Origin of the sequence: Proteus sp. FZP2095 (genome assembly GCF_023701425.1) — a bacterium.
In the GTDB taxonomy this organism is placed as follows: Bacteria; Pseudomonadota; Gammaproteobacteria; order Enterobacterales; family Enterobacteriaceae; genus Proteus; species Proteus cibarius.
Map to the genome: position 1 here is coordinate 103,889 of NZ_JAMQBJ010000006.1, position 24,267 is coordinate 128,155.

At 39.3% G+C, this 24,267-nt stretch carries 23 protein-coding genes; 10 read left to right on the plus strand and 13 right to left on the minus strand.

All coding sequences use genetic code 11. The features are described from left to right. Positions 1–2 precede the first annotated feature (2 nt). Both NBG71_RS17575 and NBG71_RS17580 read left to right on the plus strand, forming a co-directional pair. Positions 3–1,106 (plus strand): glycosyltransferase family 4 protein, encoded by a 1,104-nt coding sequence (locus tag NBG71_RS17575; RefSeq protein WP_250917056.1) that lies wholly within the window; start codon positions 3–5, stop codon positions 1,104–1,106. Beyond that, a complete protein-coding gene (locus NBG71_RS17580) occupies positions 1,106–2,275 on the plus strand; it encodes a glycosyltransferase family 4 protein (protein WP_250917068.1) in 1,170 nt (389 codons plus the stop codon). Before NBG71_RS17575 ends, NBG71_RS17580 begins: the two co-directional genes overlap by 1 nt. Before the next feature lies 1 nt (position 2,276). Here the strand turns inward: NBG71_RS17580 and rfaL are convergent, their stop codons facing one another. Further along, complete coding sequence (gene rfaL, locus NBG71_RS17585; RefSeq protein ID WP_250917057.1) at positions 2,277–3,533, minus strand: O-antigen ligase RfaL; 1,257 nt, start codon at positions 3,531–3,533, stop codon at positions 2,277–2,279. A gap of 99 nt (positions 3,534–3,632) precedes the next feature. On the opposite strand from rfaL, the gene mutM reads away from it, so the two are divergent. Continuing rightward, positions 3,633–4,457, plus strand: coding sequence for a bifunctional DNA-formamidopyrimidine glycosylase/DNA-(apurinic or apyrimidinic site) lyase (mutM, locus tag NBG71_RS17590; protein WP_156732946.1), 825 nt, complete (start codon positions 3,633–3,635; stop codon positions 4,455–4,457). Here mutM and coaD read toward each other — a convergent pair. From coaD to rfaQ, 6 genes are all read right to left on the minus strand, one after another. Then, entirely contained in the window at positions 4,454–4,939 is a 486-nt protein-coding gene (coaD, locus tag NBG71_RS17595; protein WP_164530235.1) for a pantetheine-phosphate adenylyltransferase, read from the minus strand. The genes mutM and coaD overlap by 4 nt on opposite strands. Next, positions 4,929–5,708, minus strand: a complete 780-nt coding sequence (locus NBG71_RS17600) for a glycosyltransferase family 2 protein (protein ID WP_164530236.1) — start codon at positions 5,706–5,708, stop codon at positions 4,929–4,931. Before NBG71_RS17600 ends, coaD begins: the two co-directional genes overlap by 11 nt. Next, positions 5,708–6,985 carry a lipid IV(A) 3-deoxy-D-manno-octulosonic acid transferase gene (waaA, locus tag NBG71_RS17605; protein WP_164530237.1) on the minus strand — a complete coding sequence of 426 codons (1,278 nt, stop codon included), beginning with the start codon at positions 6,983–6,985 and terminating at the stop codon, positions 5,708–5,710. Before waaA ends, NBG71_RS17600 begins: the two co-directional genes overlap by 1 nt. An 81-nt stretch (positions 6,986–7,066) precedes the next feature. Beyond that, entirely contained in the window at positions 7,067–8,170 is a 1,104-nt protein-coding gene (locus NBG71_RS17610; RefSeq protein WP_164530238.1) for a glycosyltransferase, read from the minus strand. Beyond that, the gene (locus NBG71_RS17615) at positions 8,167–9,300 is read right to left on the minus strand and encodes a glycosyltransferase family 4 protein (protein ID WP_164530239.1); all 1,134 of its coding nucleotides are present in this window, start codon (positions 9,298–9,300) and stop codon (positions 8,167–8,169) included. The genes NBG71_RS17610 and NBG71_RS17615 overlap by 4 nt, the downstream gene beginning before the upstream one ends. Beyond that, on the minus strand, positions 9,300–10,367 hold the full coding sequence (gene rfaQ / locus NBG71_RS17620; protein WP_159363666.1) for a putative lipopolysaccharide heptosyltransferase III: 1,068 nt from the start codon (positions 10,365–10,367) through the stop codon (positions 9,300–9,302). Before rfaQ ends, NBG71_RS17615 begins: the two co-directional genes overlap by 1 nt. 159 nt (positions 10,368–10,526) lie before the next feature. Here rfaQ and NBG71_RS17625 point away from each other — a divergent pair, with 159 nt between their 5' ends. Then, positions 10,527–11,489, plus strand: coding sequence for a polysaccharide deacetylase family protein (locus NBG71_RS17625; protein WP_164530240.1), 963 nt, complete (start codon positions 10,527–10,529; stop codon positions 11,487–11,489). A 1-nt stretch (position 11,490) separates the two neighbouring features. Continuing rightward, entirely contained in the window at positions 11,491–12,564 is a 1,074-nt protein-coding gene (locus NBG71_RS17630; RefSeq protein WP_164530241.1) for a glycosyltransferase family 9 protein, read from the plus strand. Between the two features lie 22 nt (positions 12,565–12,586). Here the strand turns inward: NBG71_RS17630 and rfaC are convergent, their stop codons facing one another. The 3 genes from rfaC to rfaD are packed head-to-tail and all read right to left on the minus strand — an operon-like array spanning position 12,587 to position 15,540. Beyond that, complete coding sequence (rfaC, locus tag NBG71_RS17635; RefSeq protein ID WP_164530242.1) at positions 12,587–13,546, minus strand: lipopolysaccharide heptosyltransferase RfaC; 960 nt, start codon at positions 13,544–13,546, stop codon at positions 12,587–12,589. Next, positions 13,543–14,592 (minus strand): ADP-heptose--LPS heptosyltransferase RfaF, encoded by a 1,050-nt coding sequence (gene rfaF, locus NBG71_RS17640; RefSeq protein WP_250917058.1) that lies wholly within the window; start codon positions 14,590–14,592, stop codon positions 13,543–13,545. The genes rfaC and rfaF overlap by 4 nt, the downstream gene beginning before the upstream one ends. Before the next feature lie 9 nt (positions 14,593–14,601). Then, complete coding sequence (rfaD, locus tag NBG71_RS17645) at positions 14,602–15,540, minus strand: ADP-glyceromanno-heptose 6-epimerase (protein ID WP_099659491.1); 939 nt, start codon at positions 15,538–15,540, stop codon at positions 14,602–14,604. 270 nt (positions 15,541–15,810) lie between these two features. Here rfaD and NBG71_RS17650 point away from each other — a divergent pair, with 270 nt between their 5' ends. Then, positions 15,811–17,010: a glycine C-acetyltransferase gene (locus NBG71_RS17650; RefSeq protein ID WP_075674077.1), complete on the plus strand. Its 1,200-nt coding sequence runs from the start codon at positions 15,811–15,813 to the stop codon at positions 17,008–17,010. Positions 17,011–17,019: 9 nt separating this feature from the next. Beyond that, positions 17,020–18,045, plus strand: coding sequence for an L-threonine 3-dehydrogenase (gene tdh / locus NBG71_RS17655; RefSeq protein ID WP_075674078.1), 1,026 nt, complete (start codon positions 17,020–17,022; stop codon positions 18,043–18,045). A 50-nt stretch (positions 18,046–18,095) separates the two neighbouring features. Here the strand turns inward: tdh and NBG71_RS17660 are convergent, their stop codons facing one another. The 3 genes from NBG71_RS17660 to rimO all read right to left on the minus strand — a co-directional run bounded on the left by NBG71_RS17660 (position 18,096) and on the right by rimO (position 21,900). Continuing rightward, positions 18,096–19,010 carry a divergent polysaccharide deacetylase family protein gene (locus NBG71_RS17660; protein ID WP_231039570.1) on the minus strand — a complete coding sequence of 305 codons (915 nt, stop codon included), beginning with the start codon at positions 19,008–19,010 and terminating at the stop codon, positions 18,096–18,098. 53 nt (positions 19,011–19,063) lie between these two features. Further along, a complete protein-coding gene (envC, locus tag NBG71_RS17665) occupies positions 19,064–20,356 on the minus strand; it encodes a murein hydrolase activator EnvC (protein WP_099659487.1) in 1,293 nt (430 codons plus the stop codon). A 215-nt stretch (positions 20,357–20,571) separates the two neighbouring features. Next, positions 20,572–21,900 carry a 30S ribosomal protein S12 methylthiotransferase RimO gene (gene rimO, locus NBG71_RS17670; protein ID WP_099659486.1) on the minus strand — a complete coding sequence of 443 codons (1,329 nt, stop codon included), beginning with the start codon at positions 21,898–21,900 and terminating at the stop codon, positions 20,572–20,574. A 357-nt stretch (positions 21,901–22,257) separates the two neighbouring features. Here rimO and NBG71_RS17675 point away from each other — a divergent pair, with 357 nt between their 5' ends. From NBG71_RS17675 to gpsA, 3 genes are all read left to right on the plus strand, one after another. Continuing rightward, positions 22,258–22,695, plus strand: a complete 438-nt coding sequence (locus NBG71_RS17675) for a rhodanese-like domain-containing protein (protein ID WP_023583406.1) — start codon at positions 22,258–22,260, stop codon at positions 22,693–22,695. Between the two features lie 69 nt (positions 22,696–22,764). Further along, positions 22,765–23,235 carry a protein-export chaperone SecB gene (gene secB / locus NBG71_RS17680; protein WP_006534205.1) on the plus strand — a complete coding sequence of 157 codons (471 nt, stop codon included), beginning with the start codon at positions 22,765–22,767 and terminating at the stop codon, positions 23,233–23,235. Then, positions 23,235–24,251, plus strand: coding sequence for an NAD(P)H-dependent glycerol-3-phosphate dehydrogenase (gpsA, locus tag NBG71_RS17685; RefSeq protein ID WP_088494106.1), 1,017 nt, complete (start codon positions 23,235–23,237; stop codon positions 24,249–24,251). Before secB ends, gpsA begins: the two co-directional genes overlap by 1 nt. Positions 24,252–24,267: the final 16 nt, after the last annotated feature.

The window sequence follows — 24,267 nt, forward strand, 5'->3', positions numbered from 1 at the left end:
CCATGAAGATCGGTATAATTGATGTCACAATCACCATGTCTTATGGCGGGATCCAAACAGCGGTTTGGGAACTGGCTAAGCAATTGCATGATGCTGGGCATGAAGTTCATCTTTATGGTGGCAATGGCGATATCCGACACAATCTGGCAGGACGCCAAATACAAATTCACACTTACCCTTATACACCAAGAGATAAAGTGATTGATCTTGGTGGACGTTTTCGTCGTATTGTTGAGCGTTACACTTTTTCACGACACGCTAAAAAAGACGTTATCAGTCAAAATTTTGATTGGGTTATTTTAACGAAGCCTTTTGACTTTTTTTGGCCATCTATGATGCCTAAATCATCCCCAACGCGTTTTTGTTATATGAGTGGGGGCACCAGTTTTTTCAAAGGCGATCGTAGGTTAGGTAAAAAGATTTCGGCATGGGTTGCATGTAGTCACTTTAATGCTTGGCAAATCCAACATCATTTTAAACAATTCCCTAGTGTGATTTATAATGGTGTGGATATTGAAAAATTTAAACCTATGACTACCTCGTTGCGTGAGCAATTAGGGATCAATGAGTCTACTTTTTTACTCTCATTTGCTGGGCGGTTAGTGGGTTGGAAAGGCTTGAGTGTCGCAATTGATGCCATAGAGCAGTTAAAAGGTGAAGATGTTAAACTTCTGATTATCGGTGCAGGTGATGATCTTGAACGATTAAAAAAGAAAGCGATTTCTAAAGGTGTTGCAGAGCAAGTCATTTTTCATCAGCCTGTCGAGCATAATGTATTACCGGAATTTTATGCGGCAAGTGATGTGGGTATTTTCCCGAGTACTGGAGATGAAGCCTTCGGTATTACGATTGCAGAAGCGATGGCATGCGCCAAACCAGTGATTGCGAGCCATGTCGGCGGTATTCCTGAAGTTGTCGGTAATGAAGGTACCGCAGGAATTTTAGTCGCACCGGGTAGTGCAGATGAAATTGTAATGGCAATTAATCGTCTTCGTGAGCTGCCAGATAGAGGTAAAGCGATGGGAGAGCAGGCGCGTATCCGTATAGAAACACGTTATACTTGGCAACATTCTGCGCAACGTTTATTACAGGCATTGGCGTCATAATAATGAAGATTGCCTATCTTGATCCTTACCCGGTGCCTGACTTACGTGTTGCTTCCTTGCAAATCTTGCAAAATGTGGATGCATTTGCTCGAGCAGGTGCAGAAGTCACTTTAGTCACACCAAAAGGACAATATCAAGATAGCGATATATTAGGTCGTTCAATTCACACTAATGCGAGTTTAGTTGCTTTAAGAGATATTCGACGTAAATGGTATTTTCCATTTAATTCACAAAAACTTTTCTCATTACAAATTGCTCGTTGGATAAAGCAAAATGATGTGGATGCGTTGTTTACCCGTAACTTAAAGCTAGCGTGTTATCTTTGTGAAAATTATCCAGAAATCCCCCTCTTTTTTGAAAGCCATGAAATTTTTGCTCAATCTTTTGCTGAGTCTCATTCATTTGAGAAAAAAAAGAATCGTGCAAAATACCATAAGCTATTAAAAATGGAGAAATTAGTTTATAGCCAAGCGACTGGGATTTTTGTTCTTACTTCATTATTAAGAGATGATATTGTTTCACAGTATCAAGTTGTTACACCAATAACTGTCGTTCCTGATGGTGTGGATTTACATGCAGTGGCTGATTACCAAGTTAAATCACCAATATCTGAGAAAAGCTTTACTGAGGTATTGTATTTAGGGAGCTTGCATAAATGGAAAGGTATCCCAACCATGATGCGAGCAATGAAATACCTTGATAATGCAAGGCTTAATATTGCGGGTGGTACACCTGAACAGATTGAAGGGTTAACCTTATTAGCTCAAGAAATGGATGTAAAAGATAAAGTAAATTTCTTGGGGTTTATTGACCCCAAAAAACGCTTTGAAGCAATTGGTCAACATGATATCTGTGTACTTCCGCTTACGTTAACCAGCATTGGTAGCCGCTATACTTCACCACTTAAGTTATTTGAATATATGGCGATGGAAAAACCTGTGGTAATTTCAGATTTTCCTTCAATCCGTGATGTTGTAGATGAAAAAGCGGTAAGTTTTGCAGATAGTGGCGATGCGCAGAGTTTTGCAAAACAAATAATACAGTTAAGAGAAAACCCGCAACGAGCTAAAGAAAAAACCTCTCATGCCCGTTCTCTGGTTGAAAATTATTACAACTGGGATAAACGGGCAGAGATTATTCTAAAAACAATACAGACGTTAATTAAGTAACCTATTGTTGTTTACCTGATTGTGTGACGGATTGATTATTGAGTAAAGCGTGGCGCAATGCCAACATTAGTCCCACCAAAATACCCACTTGATTGATATAGGCATTTTCAAATAATCCTCGCAGTACATATACCCCTAAAAATGACATCAGTAGTACTAAAGCCGCTTGGCGAATAATCCCTGAGTTTTTTCTTATTAGTTGAATGCCTTGCGCAATAATTGAGGAACAAAAATAGAGAATACCAATTAACCCTAAAATACCGCCAGCAAACCAAAAAGCTAAAAAGACGTTATGGGGACCAATGGATTTTTTAAATTTCCATTTTGGATAATCTTTAACGCGCTCATTATAGACATTATGGTAAAGCTGATTACCATAGCCATAGCCTTTTATCGGTTGTTCAAAAATAAGATCTAACGCTGAGCCTTGGGTGCCATTATCAAAACGAAATCCGCTATTAGTTTGTGTTAATTTATATTGTAGTTTTTTATCTATAAATTTGTTTGGCTCTATTTTAGTTATAATAAAAAAACCTGAAATACAGGTGATAAGACTTAGTGTTATAATACACCATTGTTTATTTGTTATTAATATTATTCCTGTTATAAAAATAAATGTGATCCATGCTCCTCTAGCCAAAGTTCCAAGTATTAGAAATAGGAATAAAATAAGAATAAAAGTAAAAAATAAATTTAATGTAATATGAGTACTTTTCAATGACCATAAACTTAAAATGATAGAGAAATAAAATAGTAAAGAATAAGATATTTCTCGATGTATTTTCTGACTAGTAGTTGTAAATGGTGAGATCCCTTTTGAATATTCTAAATAATACTGCACCAGTTCCTTAGCCATAATTACCAACAACCCAATCACAAAAGCTACCATCACCATTTTGGCAATATCAGTTGGTTTTTCTTTATATAATACAATCGGAAAGGTAATAGCAAAAAGCAGTAAGCCATTTAAAATGGGTTTATTAATCTCTTTGATGCTGATATTTGGATCAACTGAGATTAGTATGGAATAACCAATAGTCAGTAATAAAAACAGTAGCGAGAAGGCCAGATTATTTTTAAAAATTTTACAGATAGTTTTAAAATCACGTACCAGATACCACAGTGCTGTTGCACCGATTAGTCCCATCACAATATTTTTATAACGGGTGATATCCGGTAAGTAGATCAATATAATGTAAAGCCCAATAATGGATAAATTCCAAAGGGATTTTTTACTATAGTCTTTAAACAACATCATAATAATCTGCTATCGTCCTTTCTACTTTTGGGGATGCTGATCATACAATAAAAATGATGTTATCGCTGTATCTCTTATCTGATAATAATGGAGCCACCTGTGCCTGAATTGCCAGAAGTTGAAACCAGTCGCCGAGGTATTGAACCTCATCTTGTGGGCAATGTGTTGCACTATGCCATTGTGCGCAATAGTAAATTACGTTGGCCTGTGTCAGAGAAAATAAAGACTTTACTGGATGAGCCTATTTTAAGTGTAAAGCGTCGCGCTAAGTACTTGTTAATAGAACTTAATACAGGGTGGATTATTATCCATTTAGGAATGTCAGGGAGTGTTCGTATTCTATTAGAAGAACAACCTGAAGAGAAACATGATCATATCGATTTAATTTTTCGTGATGGCAAAGTATTGCGTTATACCGATCCACGACGCTTTGGTGCTTGGCTGTGGTGTGAAGATTTAGCAACTAGTTCTGTATTAGCCCATTTAGGGCCAGAGCCACTTTCTGATGAATTTAACGCAGAATATCTATATCAGCAGTCAAAAAATAAAAAAACAGCCATTAAACCGTGGTTAATGGATAATAAATTAGTTGTTGGTGTTGGTAATATTTATGCTAACGAGGCGCTATTTTCATCGGGCATTATGCCTGATAGAAAAGCCAATAGCTTAACGCAAGAAGAGTGTACGGTACTGGTGACTGCGATTAAACGAGTATTGATGCGCTCCATTGAGCAAGGTGGTACAACACTAAAAGACTTCTTACAGTCTGATGGCAAGCCGGGATATTTTGCTCAAGAACTCTTTGTTTATGGGCGTAAAGATAAACCTTGTTTGATTTGCGGACAACTGATTGAAAGTATTAAACAAGGGCAACGTAGCACCTTTTTCTGCCGACATTGCCAACATAGTGAGAATGAGAGCTAAATTTTACCTAACTTTTTCAGCATTGCTGCGGTTACCACTTCAGGTAAAAATGTAGAAACATCACCGTCATGGCGCGCCACATCTTTAATTAAAGATGAAGAAACAAAGGAAAGATTTTGAGAAGGCAGTAAAAAAACACTATCAAGATCAGGTGCAAAGTGACGGTTCATATTGGCAAGTTGCCATTCATATTCAAAGTCAGAAACGCTACGAACGCCACGAATTAAAATAGTGGCTTGTTGCTGTTTGGCAAAATTTGCCATCAGCTCACTAAAACCCACCACTTCAACATTCGGTAAATGGCTCGTCACCTCTCTGGCTAAATTAACTCTCTCTTCTAAGGTAAACATCGGATTTTTACGGGCACTATCAGCAATGGCTAATAAAACGGTATCAAACATACCTGCTGCACGAGTTAATATATCAATATGGCCATAAGTGATAGGATCAAAGGTTCCGGGGTAGATAGCTTTATTTTTCATGATTGGTCGTCTTCTGGCTGAGTTCCCATAAAGAAGCGTATTTATTAAAGGTATACTGTGCATTAACAAATGCCAGTACTAATCCCTGTTTCCCGTCTAAAAAGCCCATTCTTAACAACCAAGTCTTAAAAAAGGCACCTAACGTATGAGTTAAGATGGAGCCATAACTGGTTTTTTTACCTTGTTGATGGCGCTCTTTAGCCCATTCGGTGGCATATTTTAGCTGTTTTTGCTGAAATTCCATTAAATCACGACAGGTAAGATGCAAGAGATCGCCTTGCAATGTTTTGACTGTTGCGCCCTGTGTTTCTAACGATTCATGAACTAAATTATTGTTATATTGATAACGTTCACGAGCATATAAACGGGTCACTTTATCGGGATACCAACCACTGTGTTTCATAAAGCGCCCCATAAATAAGTTACGGCGAGCACAGTTATAGACCACATTTTCTTCAGGTTGTTGCAATACCGCCAGGATACTAGTTTTGAGTTCAGGTGTGATACGTTCATCACTATCAATCATAAAAATATAATCACCCGTGGCATATTGCTGTGCCAATTGGCGTTGTTTACCAAATCCCGGCCATTCACTATTTACAAAGACTTTTGCCCCTTTTTCTGCCGCAATACGACAGGTGTTATCTTGGCTACCTGAATCTAATACAATGATTTCATCAGCCCATTGTACGGAGTCTAAACATTCACCAATGACATCAGCAGCATTTTTACTGATCATCACGACAGAAAGGCGCTTGCATTGGCTCATCAGTGACTCCGAGGGGGAAGGTAAGGTGAAAGTAGGGTGAGTAAACGCAACAATGCACCTTGGTTTTCATGAAGCACTTCAACAGCATGACGACCATAGTAACGGCGATAATCTTCATCATTAAGCAATGAAGCAATAGCAGTTGCCATCGATTCACTGTCTGTAACAGTAATTAACCCTTCAGCTTGATCGAGCTTGGCACAGATATTTTTAAAATTAAAAGTATGAGGCCCCATAATAACCGGGATAGCATGAGCTGCGGCCTCTAAAGGATTATGACCACCACGTTCGACTAAACTTCCCCCTACAAAAGCCAGATCAGCAATACCATAGAGCAACATCAATTCGCCCATGGTATCACCTATCACGACTTGGGTCTGTGCATCAGGAACAGCATCAGTACTGCGTAAGGTATACTTTAACGCTGCTTCGCGTGTTAATTGCTCCGCTTTAGGGAAACGCTCTGGGTGTCGAGGAACTAAAATTAACAAAAGCTGTGGAAATTGTGTCAGTAGCTTTTTATGTGTCTCTAAGATAATGGTTTCTTCACCTTCATGGGTACTGGTTGCAATCCAAACGGGGCGATGAGCAGCCCATTGGCGACGCAAAGCAACGGCTCTTGCTGCTAACTCAGGGGTGACAGAAATATCAAATTTTAGACTGCCTGTTACATGTAAATGTGAACGTTTAAGCCCTAATTCAATAAAACGCTCACCATCTTCTTGGTTTTGAGCCGCAATTAAGGTGATTTTTTGGAGCATTGTTTTAACGAAACTACCTAATTTCTGATAACCCGCCGCAGAGCGTTCTGATAAACGTGCATTGGCGATAATCAATGGGATTTTTCGTTGATGCAGTTTTGAAATCAGATTAGGCCATAGTTCGGTTTCCATAATGATCACCAATTTCGGATCAACCGCTTTAAGAAAACGATTAACTGAACCCGGTAAATCATAAGGAAGATAGACATGGTAAACATCATCACCAAATGCAGAACGTACACGTTCTGAGCCTGTTGGTGTCATGGTTGTGACTGTTATAGGCAAATCGGGATAGTGATGGCGAAGGGCGCGAACAAGTGGCACGGCGGCGAGTGTTTCACCGACAGAAACGGAATGTAATAATATCCCTTGAGGCACAACTTTGCCTTTGCAAAAGCCATAGCGCTCTCCCCACCGTTTACGGTAGGCGGGTGCTTTACGGCTACGTAATAAAAGGCGTAACCAAATCAGAGGTTGAATAAGGTAAAGAAGTACCTGATATAAACGCAACAACATGCTATCAAATTCACTTATCTGGACGAACGCTTATAGTATCACACTGTGTGGTAGAAAGTGTGTAAAACAAGTAGGCGCGGATTAAGGAATTAAAGCGATATACTGCTTTAAAATATGGTTTAGTTCAAATTTTGCATAGGATGATGGCAATATTTGAGGTGGTGAATAATACGCGAAACGAAGTTTCTCAGCGAGAGAATCACTATCCATTGTAGAAAGATAATCAGAAAGCGCGTCAGTCATAATTTCGCTGACTCCACCTGGGCATTGAGTACTGACGATAGGAGTTCCACAAATTAAAGCTTCAATTAATACAGTAGGAAGTCCTTCGCTATCAGAACTTAATGCGACTACCTTCGCATCTTTGATGGCAGGGAGCGGATTAGAGATAAAGCCAGCAAGTACAACCTTCTGTGTTAGATTGAGTTGTTTTATTTGTGCTTCTAATTTTTGTTTAATGGCAGGTGTTCCTTCACCTAAAAGGATTAATTGGCAAGGCAAATCCGCTTTCGCAAAGGCTTCAATTAATCTGTCTTGCCTTTTAACTTCATGTAATCGTCCAACATGTAAAATATACTCTTGCTGAGTAAATACATTCGGAAGGGTGGCTCTTTGCTGTATTTCTTCAATATTAAAAGGGTTATAGATGGTCTTTAGTTGGTGAGCACGAATGTCAATTGTATTTATTAAGTCATCTTTAACAGCGTTAGATACACAAACGAGATTTTTATCTTTATAAACACGCTGAATTTTGGTTTTTTTCAACCAATATGAAAAGCCAGATTTATTCCCAAGATAAGATTGAGAGTAAATGCCATGAATACAGTACCAAACATTACAGCTTTTTAGTTGTTTGGATCGGCAAACAATACGGTCTGTTTTGTGTAGATTAGAAAGAACAAGCGCAGGACGTCCTTTCTTAGCAAAAAGCTTTATAAGTACATTATCAAGTGATTTTGCTCTACGAGGTATTTCGGTTAATTTTCTGAAGATACCACGATAGTCATCATGATCAACAATATAATCAATAAAATCAGGTAGTTCATACGCTAATTTATTATGTAAGGATAACAATGTGACTTGGTATCCAGCCTGATGAAAACCGTTGGCTAGCCTGAGTGTAACATTTTCAGCGCCACCACCGGGTAATCCATCAATAATAAAAAGTATATGTTGTTGACTCACAAGGCTAATATCCGTTTATAAAGTGAAATAAGCTCGCCTGATAATCGTTGTGGCGTATAGGGAAGGATAGTCTCTCTCGCTACCTGTGACATTTCAGTCCACGCTGTATTTTGGGGGATCTGCACAATTGCATCAGTTAATGCTGAAATATCTAATGCATCACAAACAAATCCATTTTTACCATTTTGAATAAATTCCGCGCCACCACAAGTTGTTGAGGTGATCACCGGTAAACCGCACGATAATGCCTCAAGAATAACATTAGGGAAAGGATCGTAAAGAGTAGGAAGCAACAATGCATCCGCTATTTGATAAAAATCGAGTGTTTTTTTCTGCATACCTAAAAAGAAAATACGTTGCTCACAACCTAATTGTGTCGCGAATTGTTCGTATCTTCGCTGATTTTTATCACTTCCAACAACTAACAATATAGCCGATGTTTTTGCTATTGCTGAAATAGCAGCTGCTAATCCTTTACGTTCAAAGCCAGATCCTACATAAATAAAGCAAGGCACATCTTGTGGAATATTATATTGTGTTTTTAATGCGTATTTTTGAGAATTTGTCGCAGGTACGAAAGCATTATGATCAATTGCGTTATAAATAACAGATATTTTATCGGCAGATAGGCCAAAATCCTCAATAATTTCATTTTTAACCATCTGTGAGTTACAAATAACTTGTTTTAATGCAGGATCAGCATACATTTGCTTTTCTGCATTCATAACATAGCGATGGTATCTATCATAAAATAACCAGCGACCTTTCCAATTTGGCAATATTCGTTGACGTTGTAATAACCATCGGCGGTGCACACCATCACCTGCCCGAAAAATATCACAACCTGCGATACGTTCATGACTTTGAACAATATCAAAATGATTTTCTTGCCAACACGCTCTTGCCGCCTTAGCGAAGCCTGACTCTCGACTAATTCTGCCTAACTTTCGTGGGTTACATAAGTGAATATGCCAATCTGGATTGGTATCACCTTGCCATTCTCGAGTGATCACATTGAGTTCAAGATCATCGTTTGATAATGCATCTAATGCACGGGCAATAAAGCGCTCAGCACCACCATCAGGACGATACTTTTGTCGAACAATGGCGAGTCGTAATGGGTGATTCATTAAGATAAGTGCCTTATAGCTGTGTTGTAAACTACATCAACAGGAATAGCGGAAAGATAGCGTTGTTGAGTGTCTGTTTTTATATGATCTGGGTGTGGAATATCGTCATAATCACCAGCCCATATTGTTTCGCCTATCGCTTGCCAAGGATGCCAATGCTCAAGTTTAGAAGGACCAAAAAGAGCAACTAAAGGGGTTTTTAATGCTGCAGCCATATGCATTGCAACAGAATCAACACCAATAAAAAGCCCTGCATTATCAATTAATACCGCTAATTGAGATAAAGAGGTTTGGCCTGCTAAGACCGTTATAGCTTCTTTATTTGGACATTGTGCCAAAATAGTTTCTATCATCTCCAATTCTTTTTTCTCTGGGCCTGAGGTTAAAACAACAGAATAATGGCTTTGCTGAAGTTGTGTAATCAAAGTCGCCATTTTATCCTCATTCCAGCATTTGAAAAACCAGCGAGATGTTGGTTGTATAACGATATAGTTTTTAGGGAGATGATATTTTTCAATAGTCTCAGTTAACCACTGTTTGTCTGCTTCGCTATAAGCCATCATAACATCCGAAATAATAGGAATATTAAGTGGTGTCAGGATACTCAGATTTTGTTCAACAGTGTGCAGTTGTCCATGATCTGCTGTAGAAATAATGATGTTATGGCACGTTTGCCAAAATTGGCTGTCTTTACGCTTTTCAAATTCAAAGCCTAAACGTGTTTTTGCTTTGGTAAGTAAAGCAAAAATGGCTGCTTTCCATTGATCAGCTAAGTTTACCACTAAGTCGTACTGCTGTTTTTGTAATGTTCGGCCAAGTTCCCACTCTTTTTTTAATCGAGTCAACTTACCTTGATGTTTCCAATTACGATCAAGATAAAAAATATTATTGATTAATGGGTTGTGCTCAAGCATAGGTAATGTTTCTTTGTATAATAAAACATCAATCATCGCATTAGGATAAGCTGATTTTAATGAGCATATAACGGGTGTCGTTAATAACATATCTCCATGATGTTGGAGTTTAATAACCAGTATTCTATTAAATGATTGATTTATATTTGTCATAATTACTTTAGCTTGAATGAGATACTCTAATTGTAAACAAATCCACGGAATGCATCTACCATACTGTATTTATATTGATTGAATAGATGTTTCCTACTGCGTAACATAGAATAATTTATTCAATTATGAACCTATAATCCATCAGTTGGCGGGGAATGCATGACTAAACCAGCATTTATTATCACATTAGATACCGAAGGCGATAATCTTTGGGAAAATGAACGTGATATTACCACTCGAAATACGCACTTTCTTCCCCGTTTTCAGCAACTTTGTGAGCGCTTTAATTTTAAACCTGTTTGGTTAACAAACTATGAAATGGTTATGGATGATGCCTATATTGAGTTTGCTCGTGATGTTATTGCACGTAATACGGGCGAAATTGGTATGCACTTACATGCTTGGAATAGCCCACCAATTACACCTTTAACGGACAACGATTTACATTATCAGCCTTATTTAATTGAATATCCCAAAGATCAAATGCGAGAGAAAATCGCATTAATGACACAGTTACTTGAAGATAAACTGCAAACCAAAATGTTAAGTCATCGTGCGGGTCGTTGGGCTTTTAACGAAACTTATGCACAACTTTTGGTTGAGTTTGGTTACCAAGTCGATTGTTCTGTGACACCTAAAGTGGATTGGCGATTTACTAAAGGTGATCCCGCACAATCCGGTGGAACAAATTACACCGATTTTCCAAGTCATGCTTATTTTATGGACTTGCAGGATATCACTAAACCAGGTAATTCTTCGTTGCTAGAAGTGCCAATGAGTATCCAATATAAGCACTCACCTTTTATGAATAAAATTAAGCAAGGCTACGATAAATTGAGAGGTAAGCAACGTGCGCCTTCAGTGAATTGGCTCCGCCCTAAAGGTGGCAATGCTCAACAGATGATTGATGTTGCTGAAAAATCTTTAGCTCAAGGTCACTCTCATATTGAATTTATGTTGCACTCCTCTGAATTTATGCCGGGTGGTAGTCCAACCTTTCGTACCGAAAAAGATATTGAAGGGTTATATAACGACTTAGAAACTTTATTTAGCTTCTTATCAGATAAAGTGCATGGAATGACGTTAGCTGAGTATTATCAAAATCAAGTACAGGCAAAATAAGATGAAGTTGAAGAAATTAAAATGGGTACATAACTTCCTAAATATTTATAACCCACTTTTTGGCAAGATGAAAAAAACGGATACATTTTCATCTGATATTCAATTTAACAGTATTCTTATTTTTTCTACGACCGCGCTGGGAGATTTTATGTTTAATACCCCAGCAATAAGAGCGATCCGAGCTCACTATCCTGATGCACATATTACATTGGTTTCAAGTGAGAAGAATAGGTTATTAGTTGAAAACTATGACCAAATAGATAGCGTAGTTTATTGGGATAATAAGATAAAAAATCTACTTCCTATTGCTTTACAGGCTAAAAAATATAAACCTGAATTAGCGGTTATTCTCCATTCTCATCTTCCTTATGATGTGCTGTTTGCAGTAGTGGCAGGTTGTCAGTATATATTGCGTAATACTTTTCATGTTATTCCTAAATGGTTTCAGAAATGGATTATTGCTGAGTATCAACCTCCTAATTGTCATGTTGTCCAAAGTAAACTTAATATTATTCGTTATTTAGGAATAGATAGTTCTGATACAAGAATGGAAATTCCTTGTGAAATAGAACAATTAGATAAAGGACACTATCATATTGTTGGATTTCAGATGGGGGCATCAACGCAAGAACGTAGATGGCCAGTAAAATATTTTGTTGAATTAGCGCAAAAGCTTATTGAGAGTAAACCATCAATACAGATTAAGTTAATTGGTTCACCCAGAGAATTAGAATTACCAGAAGAGTTTTTTGTATTGTTGCCAAAAAAATATCATAACAATATTGAAAATCTAGTGGGTAAAACTTCATTGCCTGATTTGTTAAGTCAAATAAAGATAATGGATGTATTAGTCACAGGGGATACAGGGCCTCTACATTTAGCGATCACACTACAACGCCCGACAGTAAGTTTATTTGCGACAGCAAACCCTAAATGGACAGGGCCTTATCAAGATCTTCATTTGCATACCATTATCAATAAGAGACCTAACCCAGATGAGGGAATACAAGCATCAATGGATCTTATTTCGGTTGATGAAGTCTTTAGTGCGGTTAATCAAACCCTAAAAGACTAATAACTTTTAGGGTTTAATAAGGCTAAATATCGAGAATGTTGAGTATTTTTTGCGCGCTTATCTCCCCAATATCCCCACCTTCTGCTTTTACAGCCGTTTGGGCTTTACCGTAACCGCCAATTAAGCCGGGATCGGTAGGGCCAAATAAAGTGATATTGGGTTTATCTAATGCAGCCGTTAAATGGCTTAATCCCGTATCCACAGAAACGACGCTTTTAGCTCCAGCAATAACCTGAGCCACTTGGGCTAGTGACATCTTCGGTAACACATCAACATAGTCAAAATCTCTTGCTAAACGTATTGCACGTTGATGCTCATGCTCTGCACCCCAAGGTAATTTAATGCGTACTCCGGAATCTGCAAGCAGTGCAATTAACTCTCGCCAATGGGATTCTGGCCAATGTTTCTCATCACGCGTAGTTGCGTGTAAAAAGACTAAATAAGGGCGTTTATCAAAGGATGGCAGTGAGAGGAAATGCTGTGCAATTCCATAATCACCCTGAGATTGTGGGGTCGGATAATTTAAGCTTAAAGCAAACAGTTGACGAATTCGCTCAACGGCGTGCATCTCTTTACTGACATTGTGGCGAATATCGTAAAAGAAACTCGCTAAAGGCTCTCGGGAACATTGACGAGAATAACCGTGCTTAGTGCCTTTGGCGTATCGAGTAACCAAAAATGCACTTTTTAGTAAACCTTGTGCATCAATAACGGCATCATAGTGATGGTTTTGAATAGCGTGACGAAATTGTGCGCGCTCAGCACGAATAGGTGCACTAAACCAGTTTTTTCGCCAACGGCGTATTGCTACAGGAATAACTCTATCAACGGCTTGATGCCAGCTTGGGATCTGTGCAAAACCTTCTTCGACGGCCCAATCAAAACGAATATCAGGATAAACATTTATTGCATCAGTTAATGCTGGCAATGTATGTAACACATCGCCCATAGAAGAGGTTTTAACAATTAATACCCGCTTCACGCTGATGGCTCCGTTGACAGTAAATTTGCTAATTCAGCAAAAACCTTCTCTGGCTGAATATCGATTAAGCTTTGGTGATAGCCTTGTTCAGCATCCCCTTTACGCACTTTGTGATAACCCGTAATTAAACGGATCACGCGTGCTTTATGTGATAACGGTGGTGTAAAGTCAGGGCTACTTGGGCCATAAAGCACCACTAACGGACGCTCTAACGCGGCAGCAACATGCATTAAACCAGAGTCATTACTGACCACAGCTTTACAAGATGCAATCAAATTAACTGCCTGCTCAAGACTGGTTTCGCCAGCAAGATTAAAACAGGCTTCACGTGCTTCTGGCGTTAAGGTTTGTTTTATCTCTTCGCCTGCTTCTTTATCTTTTTTAGAGCCAAACAAGAAGATCTGATAACCTTGCTCAATCAGTTTCTGTGCTAAAGCGGCGTAATGATAATGAGGCCAACGTTTTGCGGGGCCAAATTCAGCTCCAGGGCAAAAACCAATAGCAGGGCGTTGAGTCGATAATGAAAATTGACTTAATGTGGTAGCAATATCATTTTCGGTAACTGATAACTTAGGCCATAACAAAGGTTGCGGTAAATCAGTCGCTTTTTGGACTTTTTGCTTGTCATAAGCGAGCGCAACATAGCGTTCAACCATCAAAGGAAATGCATCTTTATTTAAAGGTCGCAAATCATTTAATAGACCATAACGCATCTCTCCACGCCAACCAGTGCGCTTAGGAATATCTGCAAAGAAAGGGACTAAGGCAGATTTTAACGAGTTAGGTAATACGTAAGCGTGTGTGTAACCATTCTCTTTTAATTGTTTTCCTAAACGGCGACGTTCACCAATGGCTAAAGCCCCATGACCTAATGGCATCGGGATTGCATTATCAACTTCTGGCATTTTTTCGAGTAATGGACGGCACCAAGCAGGTGCCATCACATCAATCGTTGCCGCAGGATGTAATGCTTTCAATGTACGATAAAGACTTTGGGACATCATCATATCCCCGACCCATGAAGGCCCTACCACAAAGATTTTCATAAACAGTGATTACTTACCTTGATTTAACCATTGCATATAAAGCTCTACGCCTTCAGCAACTGTTTTAAAAGGTGCGGAATAACCTGCTTTACGTAAATTTGTCAGGTCAGCTTGAGTAAAGGCTTGGTAACGACCTTTCAATTTCTCAGGGAACTCAATATGTTCGATAGAGAGATCTTTATCTTTATGATGAGCAATAACAGCATCGGCAACAGCTTGGAATGATTCAGCTCGACCTGTACCACAGTTAAAAATACCTGATACATTATTGCGCCAGAACCATAAATTAACCGCAGCCACATCTCCAACGTAAATAAAGTCGCGTTGGAAGGTTTCGCTACCTTCAAATAATTTTGGATTTTGACCCGCATTGACTTGGTTATTTAAATGGAATGCAACACTCGCCATACCACCTTTATGTCCTTCACGGGGGCCATAAACATTAAAATAACGGAAGCCACAAATCATTGAATCTGCTTCAGGTAAAATCTGGCGTACATATTCATCGAATAAGAATTTTGAATAGCCGTAGACATTTAAAGGCGCTTCATATTTTCTATCTTCGATAAAGTTATCTGTACGACCACCATAAGTTGCAGCAGAAGAGGCATATAAGAAAGGAATTTGGCGTTCAAGACAAAAATGAAGTAGCTCTTTAGAATATTGATAGTTGTTATCCATCATATATTTGCCATCCCACTCAGTCGTGGAAGAGCAAGCACCTTCATGGAAAACCGCATCAATATCACCGAAATCATCACCAGCAACAATGCTTGCAATAAAATCTTCTTTATCCATGTAATCAGTGATATTTAGATCAACCAAATTCACAAATTTGGTACCATCTTTAAGGTTATCAACAACTAAGATATCAGTATAACCTTCATCATTTAATGCTTTAACAATATTGCTGCCGATAAAACCCGCACCGCCAGTGACGATAATCATGTGGCTACCCCTTCATATAAAATCTAAAAATTAGCTCTAGGTCTATAATAACACTGAACAGCCTTAACGGTAGCATTCATCATGGAACAACAGACTGAAATTCTCGAAAAAAGCAGAACGTATTAGTGATCTTAATTACACAAATAACATTATTTATTTACATTTGTCGTTTTTAATAGAACAAAGGCATAAAATAAGAAACAATGCTGACTATATTATAGTCAAACTATTTAAGTTGTCTCTTTTCGAATTGCTGTCTTAGGAGAAAGTATGTCTACTCCCACTTTTTACCAACAAATTAATCAACAACTAGAACAAACTCGTCAAGATGGCCTCTTTAAAAATGAGCGCATCATCACTTCTTCACAAAGCGCAGATATCGCAGTTGCTGATGGAAGCCATGTTATTAACTTCTGTGCTAATAACTATTTAGGCCTCGCTAATCATCCAAAATTAATTGAAGCTGCAAAAGCAGGTATGGACAGCCACGGATTTGGTATGGCTTCTGTACGTTTTATCTGTGGTACTCAAGATTCACATAAAACATTAGAAAATAAAATTGCTGAATTTTTAGGAATGGAAGATGCCATTCTGTATTCATCTTGCTTTGATGCGAATGGTGGATTATTTGAAACATTAATGGGCCCTGAAGATGCCATTATTTCTGATGCTTTAAATCATGCCTCTATTATTGATGGTGTGCGTTTATGTAAAGCTAAACGTTATCGCTATGCCAATAACGATATGGCAGAGCTACGCGTTCAACTTGAAAAAGCCAAAGCAGATAATGCTCGCCACATTATGATCGCGACAGATGGTGTATTTTCAATGGATGGTGTGATTGCAGACCTAAAATCTATCTGTGATTTAGCCGATGAATTTGGTGCCCTTGTTATGGTCGATGATTCTCATGCTGTAGGCTTTGTGGGGGCACAAGGTCGCGGAACTCATGAGTATTGTGATGTGATGGGCAGAGTCGACATTATCACAGGTACCTTAGGTAAGGCGTTAGGTGGTGCTTCTGGTGGGTATACCGCAGCGCGTAAAGAAGTGGTTGAGTGGTTGCGTCAGCGTTCTCGCCCTTATTTATTCTCTAACTCGTTAGCGCCTGCGATTGTTTCGGCCTCTATTGCTGTTTTAGATATGCTGAAATCAGGTGATGAAATTCGTGCTCGTTTATGGCGTAACGCTTCACTTTTCCGTGAAAAAATGAGTGCGGCGGGTTTTACATTGGCGGGCGCAGATCATGCCATTATCCCCGTTATGTTAGGAGAGGCTAAATTAGCCCAAGAATTTGCAACACGCTTACTTGATGAAGGGATTTATGTCACAGGATTTTTCTATCCTGTTGTACCTCAAGGGCAAGCACGTATTCGTACACAAATGTCAGCAGCACACACTACTGAACAAATTGAGCGTGCAGTGGCGGCATTTATCAAAATTGGCAAAGAACTTAATGTGATTGCATAAGGTTACTCTATGAAAGCATTGTCAAAATTAAAAGCACAAGAAGGTATCTGGATGACCGATGTTCCAGTGCCTGAGCTTGGTCATAACGATGTGATGATCAAAATTCGCAAAACAGCAATTTGTGGCACTGATGTTCATATTTATAACTGGGATGAGTGGTCACAAAAAACAATTCCTGTTCCTATGGTTGTAGGCCATGAGTATATCGGCGAAATTGTTGCGATAGGGCAAGAAGTGAAAGGCTTTAATATTGGTGATCGTGTCTCGGGTGAAGGGCATATCACTTGCGGTCATTGCCGTAATTGTCGTGGCGGTCGTACTCATTTATGTCGCAATACCATTGGTGTAGGTGTAAATCGCCCAGGCTGTTTTGCTGAATATTTGGTTATCCCTGCCTTTAATGCGTTTAAAATCCCAGACAATATTCCTGATGAATTAGCGGCTATTTTTGATCCCTTTGGTAATGCCGTGCATACCGCGTTATCTTTTGATTTAGTGGGTGAAGATGTTCTGGTTTCAGGCGCTGGCCCTATTGGGATTATGGCTGCTGCAATTTGTAAGCATGTTGGGGCTCGTCATGTGGTGATCACCGATGTTAATGAATATCGTCTTGATCTCGCGAAAAAAATGGGTGTTACCAGAGCCGTGAATGTCAGCAAAGAAAACCTAATGGATGTTATGAAAGAATTGGGGATGACAGAAGGTTTTGATGTGGGATTAGAAATGTCAGGCGCGCCACCTGCGTTTCGTACCATGCTTAATACCATGAATCATGGCGGTCGTATTGCGCTGTTGGGTATTCCTCCTTCTGATATGGCAATTGATTGGGGACAAGTTATCTTTAAAGGTTTGTTTATTAAAGGTATCTATGGACGTGAGATGTTTGAAACATGGTATAAAATGGCTGCACTTATTCAGTCCGGCCTTGATCTCTCTCCAATTATTACTCATCAATTTCCAATTGATGAATTCCAAAAAGGTTTTGATATCATGCGTTCAGGTCAATCAGGTAAAGTTATTTTAGATTGGCAGTAATGCGTGATCTTTAAGTAAAAAAGAGCCTTTTAAGGCTCTTTTTTATTGCATTAGTTTTCAACTTCACCAATTCCATTAGGATCAGATATGTCGGGTAATTTCTTTTTTTCTGATGAGCTAAATCCACTGGATAATGTATTAATTAGCGTACTTTTTTTCATCGAAATAATCGCTTCTTGCGCTGGCTTTAACCAAGATGCAGGTTTTGGCTCTTTCGGTTGCTCTGTTGGCGGGACAACTTTTGGCGGCTCTGGTTGTATTGGTTTTTCTATCTGTGGTTTTAGTAGCGCACTTGGTGCGACTAGTTGAATATCAGCAGGTAGTAAAGGTAACTGTTGCTGTAATGCTCTAACCGTTGAGGGATGAGGATGTCCGATAGCAATGGCAGAGCCATTTTTCCGTGCTAAAGCAATAGCGCGGGCAAGTTGTTGGCGAGTTTCTGCTTCAGTTTGTACGTTATCGAGAAAAACATGGCGACGCAAAGAAGGAACTCCTGCGGCTTTAGCGGCAATAGCAGCTTGTGTATTACCGATGGTCACGCTATCTAAAAAATAGAGATTAGAGTGATTAAGCGCTTTAATAACCCTATCCATTGCTTGTCTATCCGATGTCATCGCACTGCCCATATGGTTATTCATACCGACAGCGTAAGGAACATTACTAATAGCATGTTGAATAATACGATTAATTTCGTTCTGATCCATTGACGGTTTTAGGGTATCGCGCTCTAGAGGTTGTTTACTAATTGGCGCCATTGGCATATGGATCAGAATTTCACGCCCTTGTGCATGGGCTTTAGTCGCCACTTCTTTTCCATGAGGCGAATCAGGCAAAATAGCGATAGAAACCGCAGTAGGAAGCTGTAAAATTTGGTTATCTTCTTTTTTACGATAACCAAAATCATCAATCACAATGGCTAATTTGGCTGCAAATGCAGGTGTACTTACAACCAGACTTAGCAACATTAAACTAAGTAGAAAAGAGCGCTTGCGTTGTAATGTGCCAAGTAATTTCAAACCTACCTCCCAAGCCAAGGAACAGGGTTTACTGCTTTTCCTTGACGTCTAATTTCAAAATAGAGTGCTGAACGCTCTTGTCCACCACTGTTACCAACTAAAGCGATAGATTGGCCTGCTTTAACCTGTTGACCAACATTCACTAAAGCGCTTTGGTTATAACCATAAAGGCTCATATCACCTTTACCATGTTCAACCACGACGACCAAGCCATAACCTTGAAGCCAATCTGCTAATAATACACGGCCATCAGCAATGGCTTTTACTTCCGTACCTTGTGCTGCTGGTATCACAATTCCTTTCCAGCGTAATTCGCCAGAGCCAGAAATAGACTCACCAAAACGGTGTAATAAAGAGCCCCTAATAGGCCAAATAGCTTGTCCCGCAGGTTTACCTAAACCACCAGTACGTGACATTAATGACTGCTCTTCAGCTGTTGGTTTATAGGTTGAACCACGCTGTTGGGCTTCTCGTTGTTTGGCTGCAATGCGTGCTGCTTCTCGTGCTTCACGCTCTGCTCGTGCTTTGGCTTCTCGCTCAGCTTGAGCAATTTTATTTCTTAATTGAGCTTCATTAGCTCGCATGGTGGCTAAGTTTTTCTGATCTGCTTTTAAGGTTGATTCAAGTTGGGTCAGCGTTTTTTGTCGAGCAGCTAATGCGTTATCAAGCTTTTGTTTTTCTTGCTGTTGTTTAGTGAGAACCTGCTTTTGCTCGTTCTGTTTTGCTTGTTGCGCTGCTTTTTCTGCCTCAAGCTCTTTTGATGTTTGAGCAAGCTCTGCCATTGTTTCTTTGCGAGCATCATTAATATAGCTGTAATACGCTAAAATACGCTCTTCACGCTGGCCTTCTTCACCACGAAATAAGAGCTCAATACCTTGGTGTTTACCTTGACGATACGCAGCATCCATTTGACGCGCTAATAACTCTTGTTGTGACTGATACTGTTTTTGTAAGCGAGCAATATTTGCGGTAATGGTTTTTATCTCTTTACCTAATGTTTGTAGGCGATTTTGGGTTTCATGCACAGCACGACCTGCACTAGAAATTTGAGTTTCTTGTGTTTTTAATTGACTAAGAAGGGCCGTGCGTTGTTTTTGTTGTTCTTGAACCTGTTTTTCTTTTTCTGCAATCGTGGTTTGTAGATCTTTTAGCTGATTGCGGTTATCCGTTATTGTGTTAGCAAAAACAGGAGGGGCAGAAAAAAGAGAGGTGCTAATAAGCAACGTGATTAACGGTAAAGAAAATACACGATAAGACGGATGTGTTTTTTTTTGAAGATCCATTTTCTTTGCCATCTGACCAACGTACCTTTCATAACAGTTTGTAAGATTATTCCATGCCACCAAACAACTGACCAGTTAACACGAAATAAAGCCGAAATTTCAGATAATACCTAACAGGTAATCTATTCAATTAATAAGAGATTATAAAGCAATAATAATAGGAGAGAGTAAAAAAGAGAGATCCTGTGTGACAGCGCAATAGAATATCACGCTGTCCACGAGAGAGATTATTCGACGATAGTGCCCCAAAGATCATATTCGTCTGCATGTTCAATAAGAACACGAACGATTTGTCCTGGTTCTACATCAAATTGCTCATTGAGGTAAACAGCACCATCAATTTCAGGTGCATCGGCCATACTACGACCAATTGCACCTTCCTCATCCACTTCATCAATCATAACAAGCAACACTTTGCCGATTTTCTCTTGCAGGCGTTCAGTCGAAATTTGCTGCTGTAATTGCATAAAGCGATGATAACGCTCTTCTTTCACTTCTTCAGGTACTTGATCGGCTAATTCATTTGCTTTCGCACCATCAACAGGGCTGTATTTAAAGCAACCTACGCGATCAAGGCGAGCTTCGCTGAGGAAATCCAATAGCATTTGGAAATCTTCTTCTGTTTCACCCGGGAAACCAACAATAAAGGTAGAACGTAAGGTTAATTCAGGGCAAATTTCACGCCAGCGTTTTACTCGCTCTAATGTACGCTCAACAGCACCTGGGCGTTTCATCAGTTTTAAAATCTTAGGGCTGGCATGCTGAAGCGGAATATCCAAATAAGGTAGAATTTTACCTTCTGCCATTAAAGGAATGACATCATCAACATGTGGATATGGATAAACATAATGTAAGCGAACCCAAATACCTAATTTTGCCAGTTGTTCACATAAACTGACCATACTGGTTTTGACAGGCATTCCATCCCAAAAACCTGTTTGATGTTTAGTATCAACACCATAAGCAGAAGTATCTTGAGAGATAACAAGTAACTCTTTTACTCCTGCATTAACTAATCTTTTAGCTTCACCTAAGACTTCACCAATTGGACGACTGTCTAAATCACCTCGCATTGATGGGATGATGCAGAAAGTACAACGGTGATTACAACCTTCAGAGATTTTTAAATACGCATAATGACGAGGCGTTAATTTTACACCCTGTTCAGGAACAAGGCTGAGAAAAGGGTTGTGATCAGGTTTTGGCACATAGTGGTGAATATGAGATAAAACTTGTTCATAACTATGGGGCCCTGTGATCTCAAGTACTTTAGGGTGCACTTCACGAATTTGGTTCTCTTTTGCACCTAAACAGCCAGTAACAATAACTTTACCATTTTCATCGAGTGCTTCACCAATCGCTTCTAGCGATTCTTGTACTGCGCTGTCAATAAACCCACAGGTGTTGACGATGACTAAATCAGCATCATTATAGGTAGGAACAACTTGATAACCTTCTGTACGCAGTTCGGTTAGGATACGTTCAGAGTCCACTAAATTTTTAGGACAACCTAATGAAACGAATCCAATTTTAGGCACTTGATTTGTTTGCGACATGCTCGTGTTCTCAATACTTTTAAATAAATAACAGATAGTTGTTGTATCTCAGACAGGTATAAATCTTACGTAATATGGGAGATTTTATACGTAAGTAGCCAATTAGGGATGCTGATTTATTAATAGCTTGCCTTAAGAGGGATCCTGTAGAGTAAAAAGGTAAGGCCTTTTCAATTCATCATTTTTCACGGAACCGACACTAATGGTACATAAATCCGTCAATAAAAAAAATGATTGTTGAGAAACTTTCCGCAAAAATAGAAAGAGAAAAGCAGGAATAGGCTGTAATTGAGCCATGACAAAGGTATACTTTGGCTCTTTGATACTATTTTTAACCAACGAGAGTGATTGCATCCTATGCTGCAAGAAGTAATGCAATTTTTCAACCGGCACACCCTGTTAAGCTTTGTTTGGGTAGCGTTGCTGGTGGCGGTCATTGTATTGACCTTTAAAGGGCTTTTTTCTAAGACGAAAAATATTTCCCGTACAGAAGCGATTTCTTTGATAAACAAAGAGAATGCGGTGTGTGTTGATATCCGTAGCCGTGATGAATTCCGTAAAGGACACATCATTGATTCTATCAATTTAACGCCTTCTGAAATCAAAAATAATAATATTGCTGAGCTGGAGAAATATAAATCACAGCCAGTTATTGTTGTGTCACCATCAGGTATTGAAGGTGCAAAACCTGCAGAAAGCCTAATTAAACTCGGTTTTGAAAAAGTCTTTATCTTAAAAGATGGTCTTTCAGGCTGGAGTGGTGAGAATTTACCACTGGCTAAAGGTAAAAAGTAACGAGCGGGCAGATTGAGTTCTATACTTACTGCTATTCAATTAATAAGGATATAAAAAGGTAAGATTATTATGTCAGAACAGCAAAACCAAGAGATGACTTTTCAAATTCAACGTATCTATACAAAAGATATCTCTTTTGAAGCGCCTAATGCCCCACAAGTTTTCCAAAAAGAGTGGCAACCAGAAGTTAAATTAGATCTGGATACTTCTTCTAATACTTTAGCTGAAAACGTATATGAAGTTATTCTGCGCGTTACTGTAACCGCAACAATGGATAACGAAACTGCATTCCTGTGTGAAGTTCAACAAGCAGGTATCTTTACCGTTGAAGGTATCGAAGGCACTCAACTGGCACATTGCTTAGGTGCATATTGCCCTAACGTTCTGTTCCCTTACGCTCGTGAATGTATCACTAACTTAGTTAGCCGTGGTACTTTCCCACAACTGAACTTAGCACCTGTTAACTTTGATGCGTTGTTTATGAACTATTTACAACAGCAACAAACTGATGCTGCTAATGAAGGGGCTGAAGAAGCTTAATGAACGCTTCTATGACAGTTATCGGTGCCGGTTCATACGGCACCGCTTTAGCGATTACCTTAGCGCGCAATGGTCATGACGTCGTACTTTGGGGTCATGATCCTGAGCATGTTGCAGCGTTAGAACAAGCACGCTGTAATCAGGCATTTCTGCCCGATGTTTCCTTTCCTGATAGTTTATACATGGAAGCTTCTTTGCAAAAAGCCATTGAAGCCAGCCGTAATATTCTTGTTGTGATCCCAAGCCATGTTTTTGGTGATGTATTACAACAGATCAAACCCTTTTTACGTCAGGATGCACGTGTTGTTTGGGCGACAAAAGGACTTGAGGCTCATACTGGTCGCTTGTTGCAAGATGTAGCGCGTGAAGTATTAGGTAATGAAATCCCGCTAGCAGTTTTATCAGGCCCTACTTTTGCTAAAGAGCTTGCCGCTGGTTTACCCACTGCGATTTCTGTGGCATCAACGGATAATACGTTCTCTGAAGAGCTTCAACAGCTTTTCCATTGTGGCAAAAGTTTCCGTGTTTATAAAAATCCTGATTTTATCGGTGTGCAATTAGGTGGTGCAGTAAAAAACGTGATTGCGATTGGTGCGGGTATGTCTGATGGTATGGGTTTTGGTGCGAATGCGCGTACAGCGCTGATCACCCGTGGACTTGCCGAAATGAGCCGTTTAGGTAAAGCATTAGGTGCAGATGCGGCAACGTTTATGGGAATGGCGGGTTTAGGTGATTTAGTTTTAACCTGTACTGATAACCAATCTCGTAATCGTCGATTTGGTATGATGCTAGGCCAAGGTTTTGATGTCGATACCGCTCAAGAAAAAATTGGGCAAGTCGTTGAAGGTTATCGCAATACTAAAGAAGTTCGCGCATTAGCAGAACAAGTTGGTGTTGAAATGCCTATCACAGAGCAGATCTACCAAATTTTATACCAGCATAAAGATGCCAAAGAAGCGGCATTATCTTTATTAGGCCGTGCAACGAAAGATGAGATAGACAGCAATCTTTTCTAAGTCTATTTTAGATAGT

Excerpts from the sequence above, each read along its gene's own strand:
- NBG71_RS17575 (WP_250917056.1), top strand. The coding sequence starts at position 3 with ATGAAGATCGGTATAATTGATGTCACAATCACCATGTCTTATGGCGGG.
- rfaL (WP_250917057.1), bottom strand. The coding sequence starts at position 3,533 with ATGATGTTGTTTAAAGACTATAGTAAAAAATCCCTTTGGAATTTATCC.
- coaD (WP_164530235.1), bottom strand. The coding sequence starts at position 4,939 with ATGAAAAATAAAGCTATCTACCCCGGAACCTTTGATCCTATCACTTAT.
- NBG71_RS17600 (WP_164530236.1), bottom strand. The coding sequence starts at position 5,708 with ATGAGCCAATGCAAGCGCCTTTCTGTCGTGATGATCAGTAAAAATGCT.
- waaA (WP_164530237.1), bottom strand. The coding sequence starts at position 6,985 with ATGTTGTTGCGTTTATATCAGGTACTTCTTTACCTTATTCAACCTCTG.
- NBG71_RS17615 (WP_164530239.1), bottom strand. The coding sequence starts at position 9,300 with ATGAATCACCCATTACGACTCGCCATTGTTCGACAAAAGTATCGTCCT.
- rfaQ (WP_159363666.1), bottom strand. The coding sequence starts at position 10,367 with ATGACAAATATAAATCAATCATTTAATAGAATACTGGTTATTAAACTC.
- NBG71_RS17625 (WP_164530240.1), top strand. The coding sequence starts at position 10,527 with ATGACTAAACCAGCATTTATTATCACATTAGATACCGAAGGCGATAAT.
- NBG71_RS17630 (WP_164530241.1), top strand. The coding sequence starts at position 11,491 with ATGAAGTTGAAGAAATTAAAATGGGTACATAACTTCCTAAATATTTAT.
- rfaF (WP_250917058.1), bottom strand. The coding sequence starts at position 14,592 with ATGAAAATCTTTGTGGTAGGGCCTTCATGGGTCGGGGATATGATGATG.
- rfaD (WP_099659491.1), bottom strand. The coding sequence starts at position 15,540 with ATGATTATCGTCACTGGCGGTGCGGGTTTTATCGGCAGCAATATTGTT.
- NBG71_RS17650 (WP_075674077.1), top strand. The coding sequence starts at position 15,811 with ATGTCTACTCCCACTTTTTACCAACAAATTAATCAACAACTAGAACAA.
- tdh (WP_075674078.1), top strand. The coding sequence starts at position 17,020 with ATGAAAGCATTGTCAAAATTAAAAGCACAAGAAGGTATCTGGATGACC.
- NBG71_RS17660 (WP_231039570.1), bottom strand. The coding sequence starts at position 19,010 with ATGTTGCTAAGTCTGGTTGTAAGTACACCTGCATTTGCAGCCAAATTA.
- envC (WP_099659487.1), bottom strand. The coding sequence starts at position 20,356 with ATGGCAAAGAAAATGGATCTTCAAAAAAAAACACATCCGTCTTATCGT.
- rimO (WP_099659486.1), bottom strand. The coding sequence starts at position 21,900 with ATGTCGCAAACAAATCAAGTGCCTAAAATTGGATTCGTTTCATTAGGT.
- NBG71_RS17675 (WP_023583406.1), top strand. The coding sequence starts at position 22,258 with ATGCTGCAAGAAGTAATGCAATTTTTCAACCGGCACACCCTGTTAAGC.
- secB (WP_006534205.1), top strand. The coding sequence starts at position 22,765 with ATGTCAGAACAGCAAAACCAAGAGATGACTTTTCAAATTCAACGTATC.
- gpsA (WP_088494106.1), top strand. The coding sequence starts at position 23,235 with ATGAACGCTTCTATGACAGTTATCGGTGCCGGTTCATACGGCACCGCT.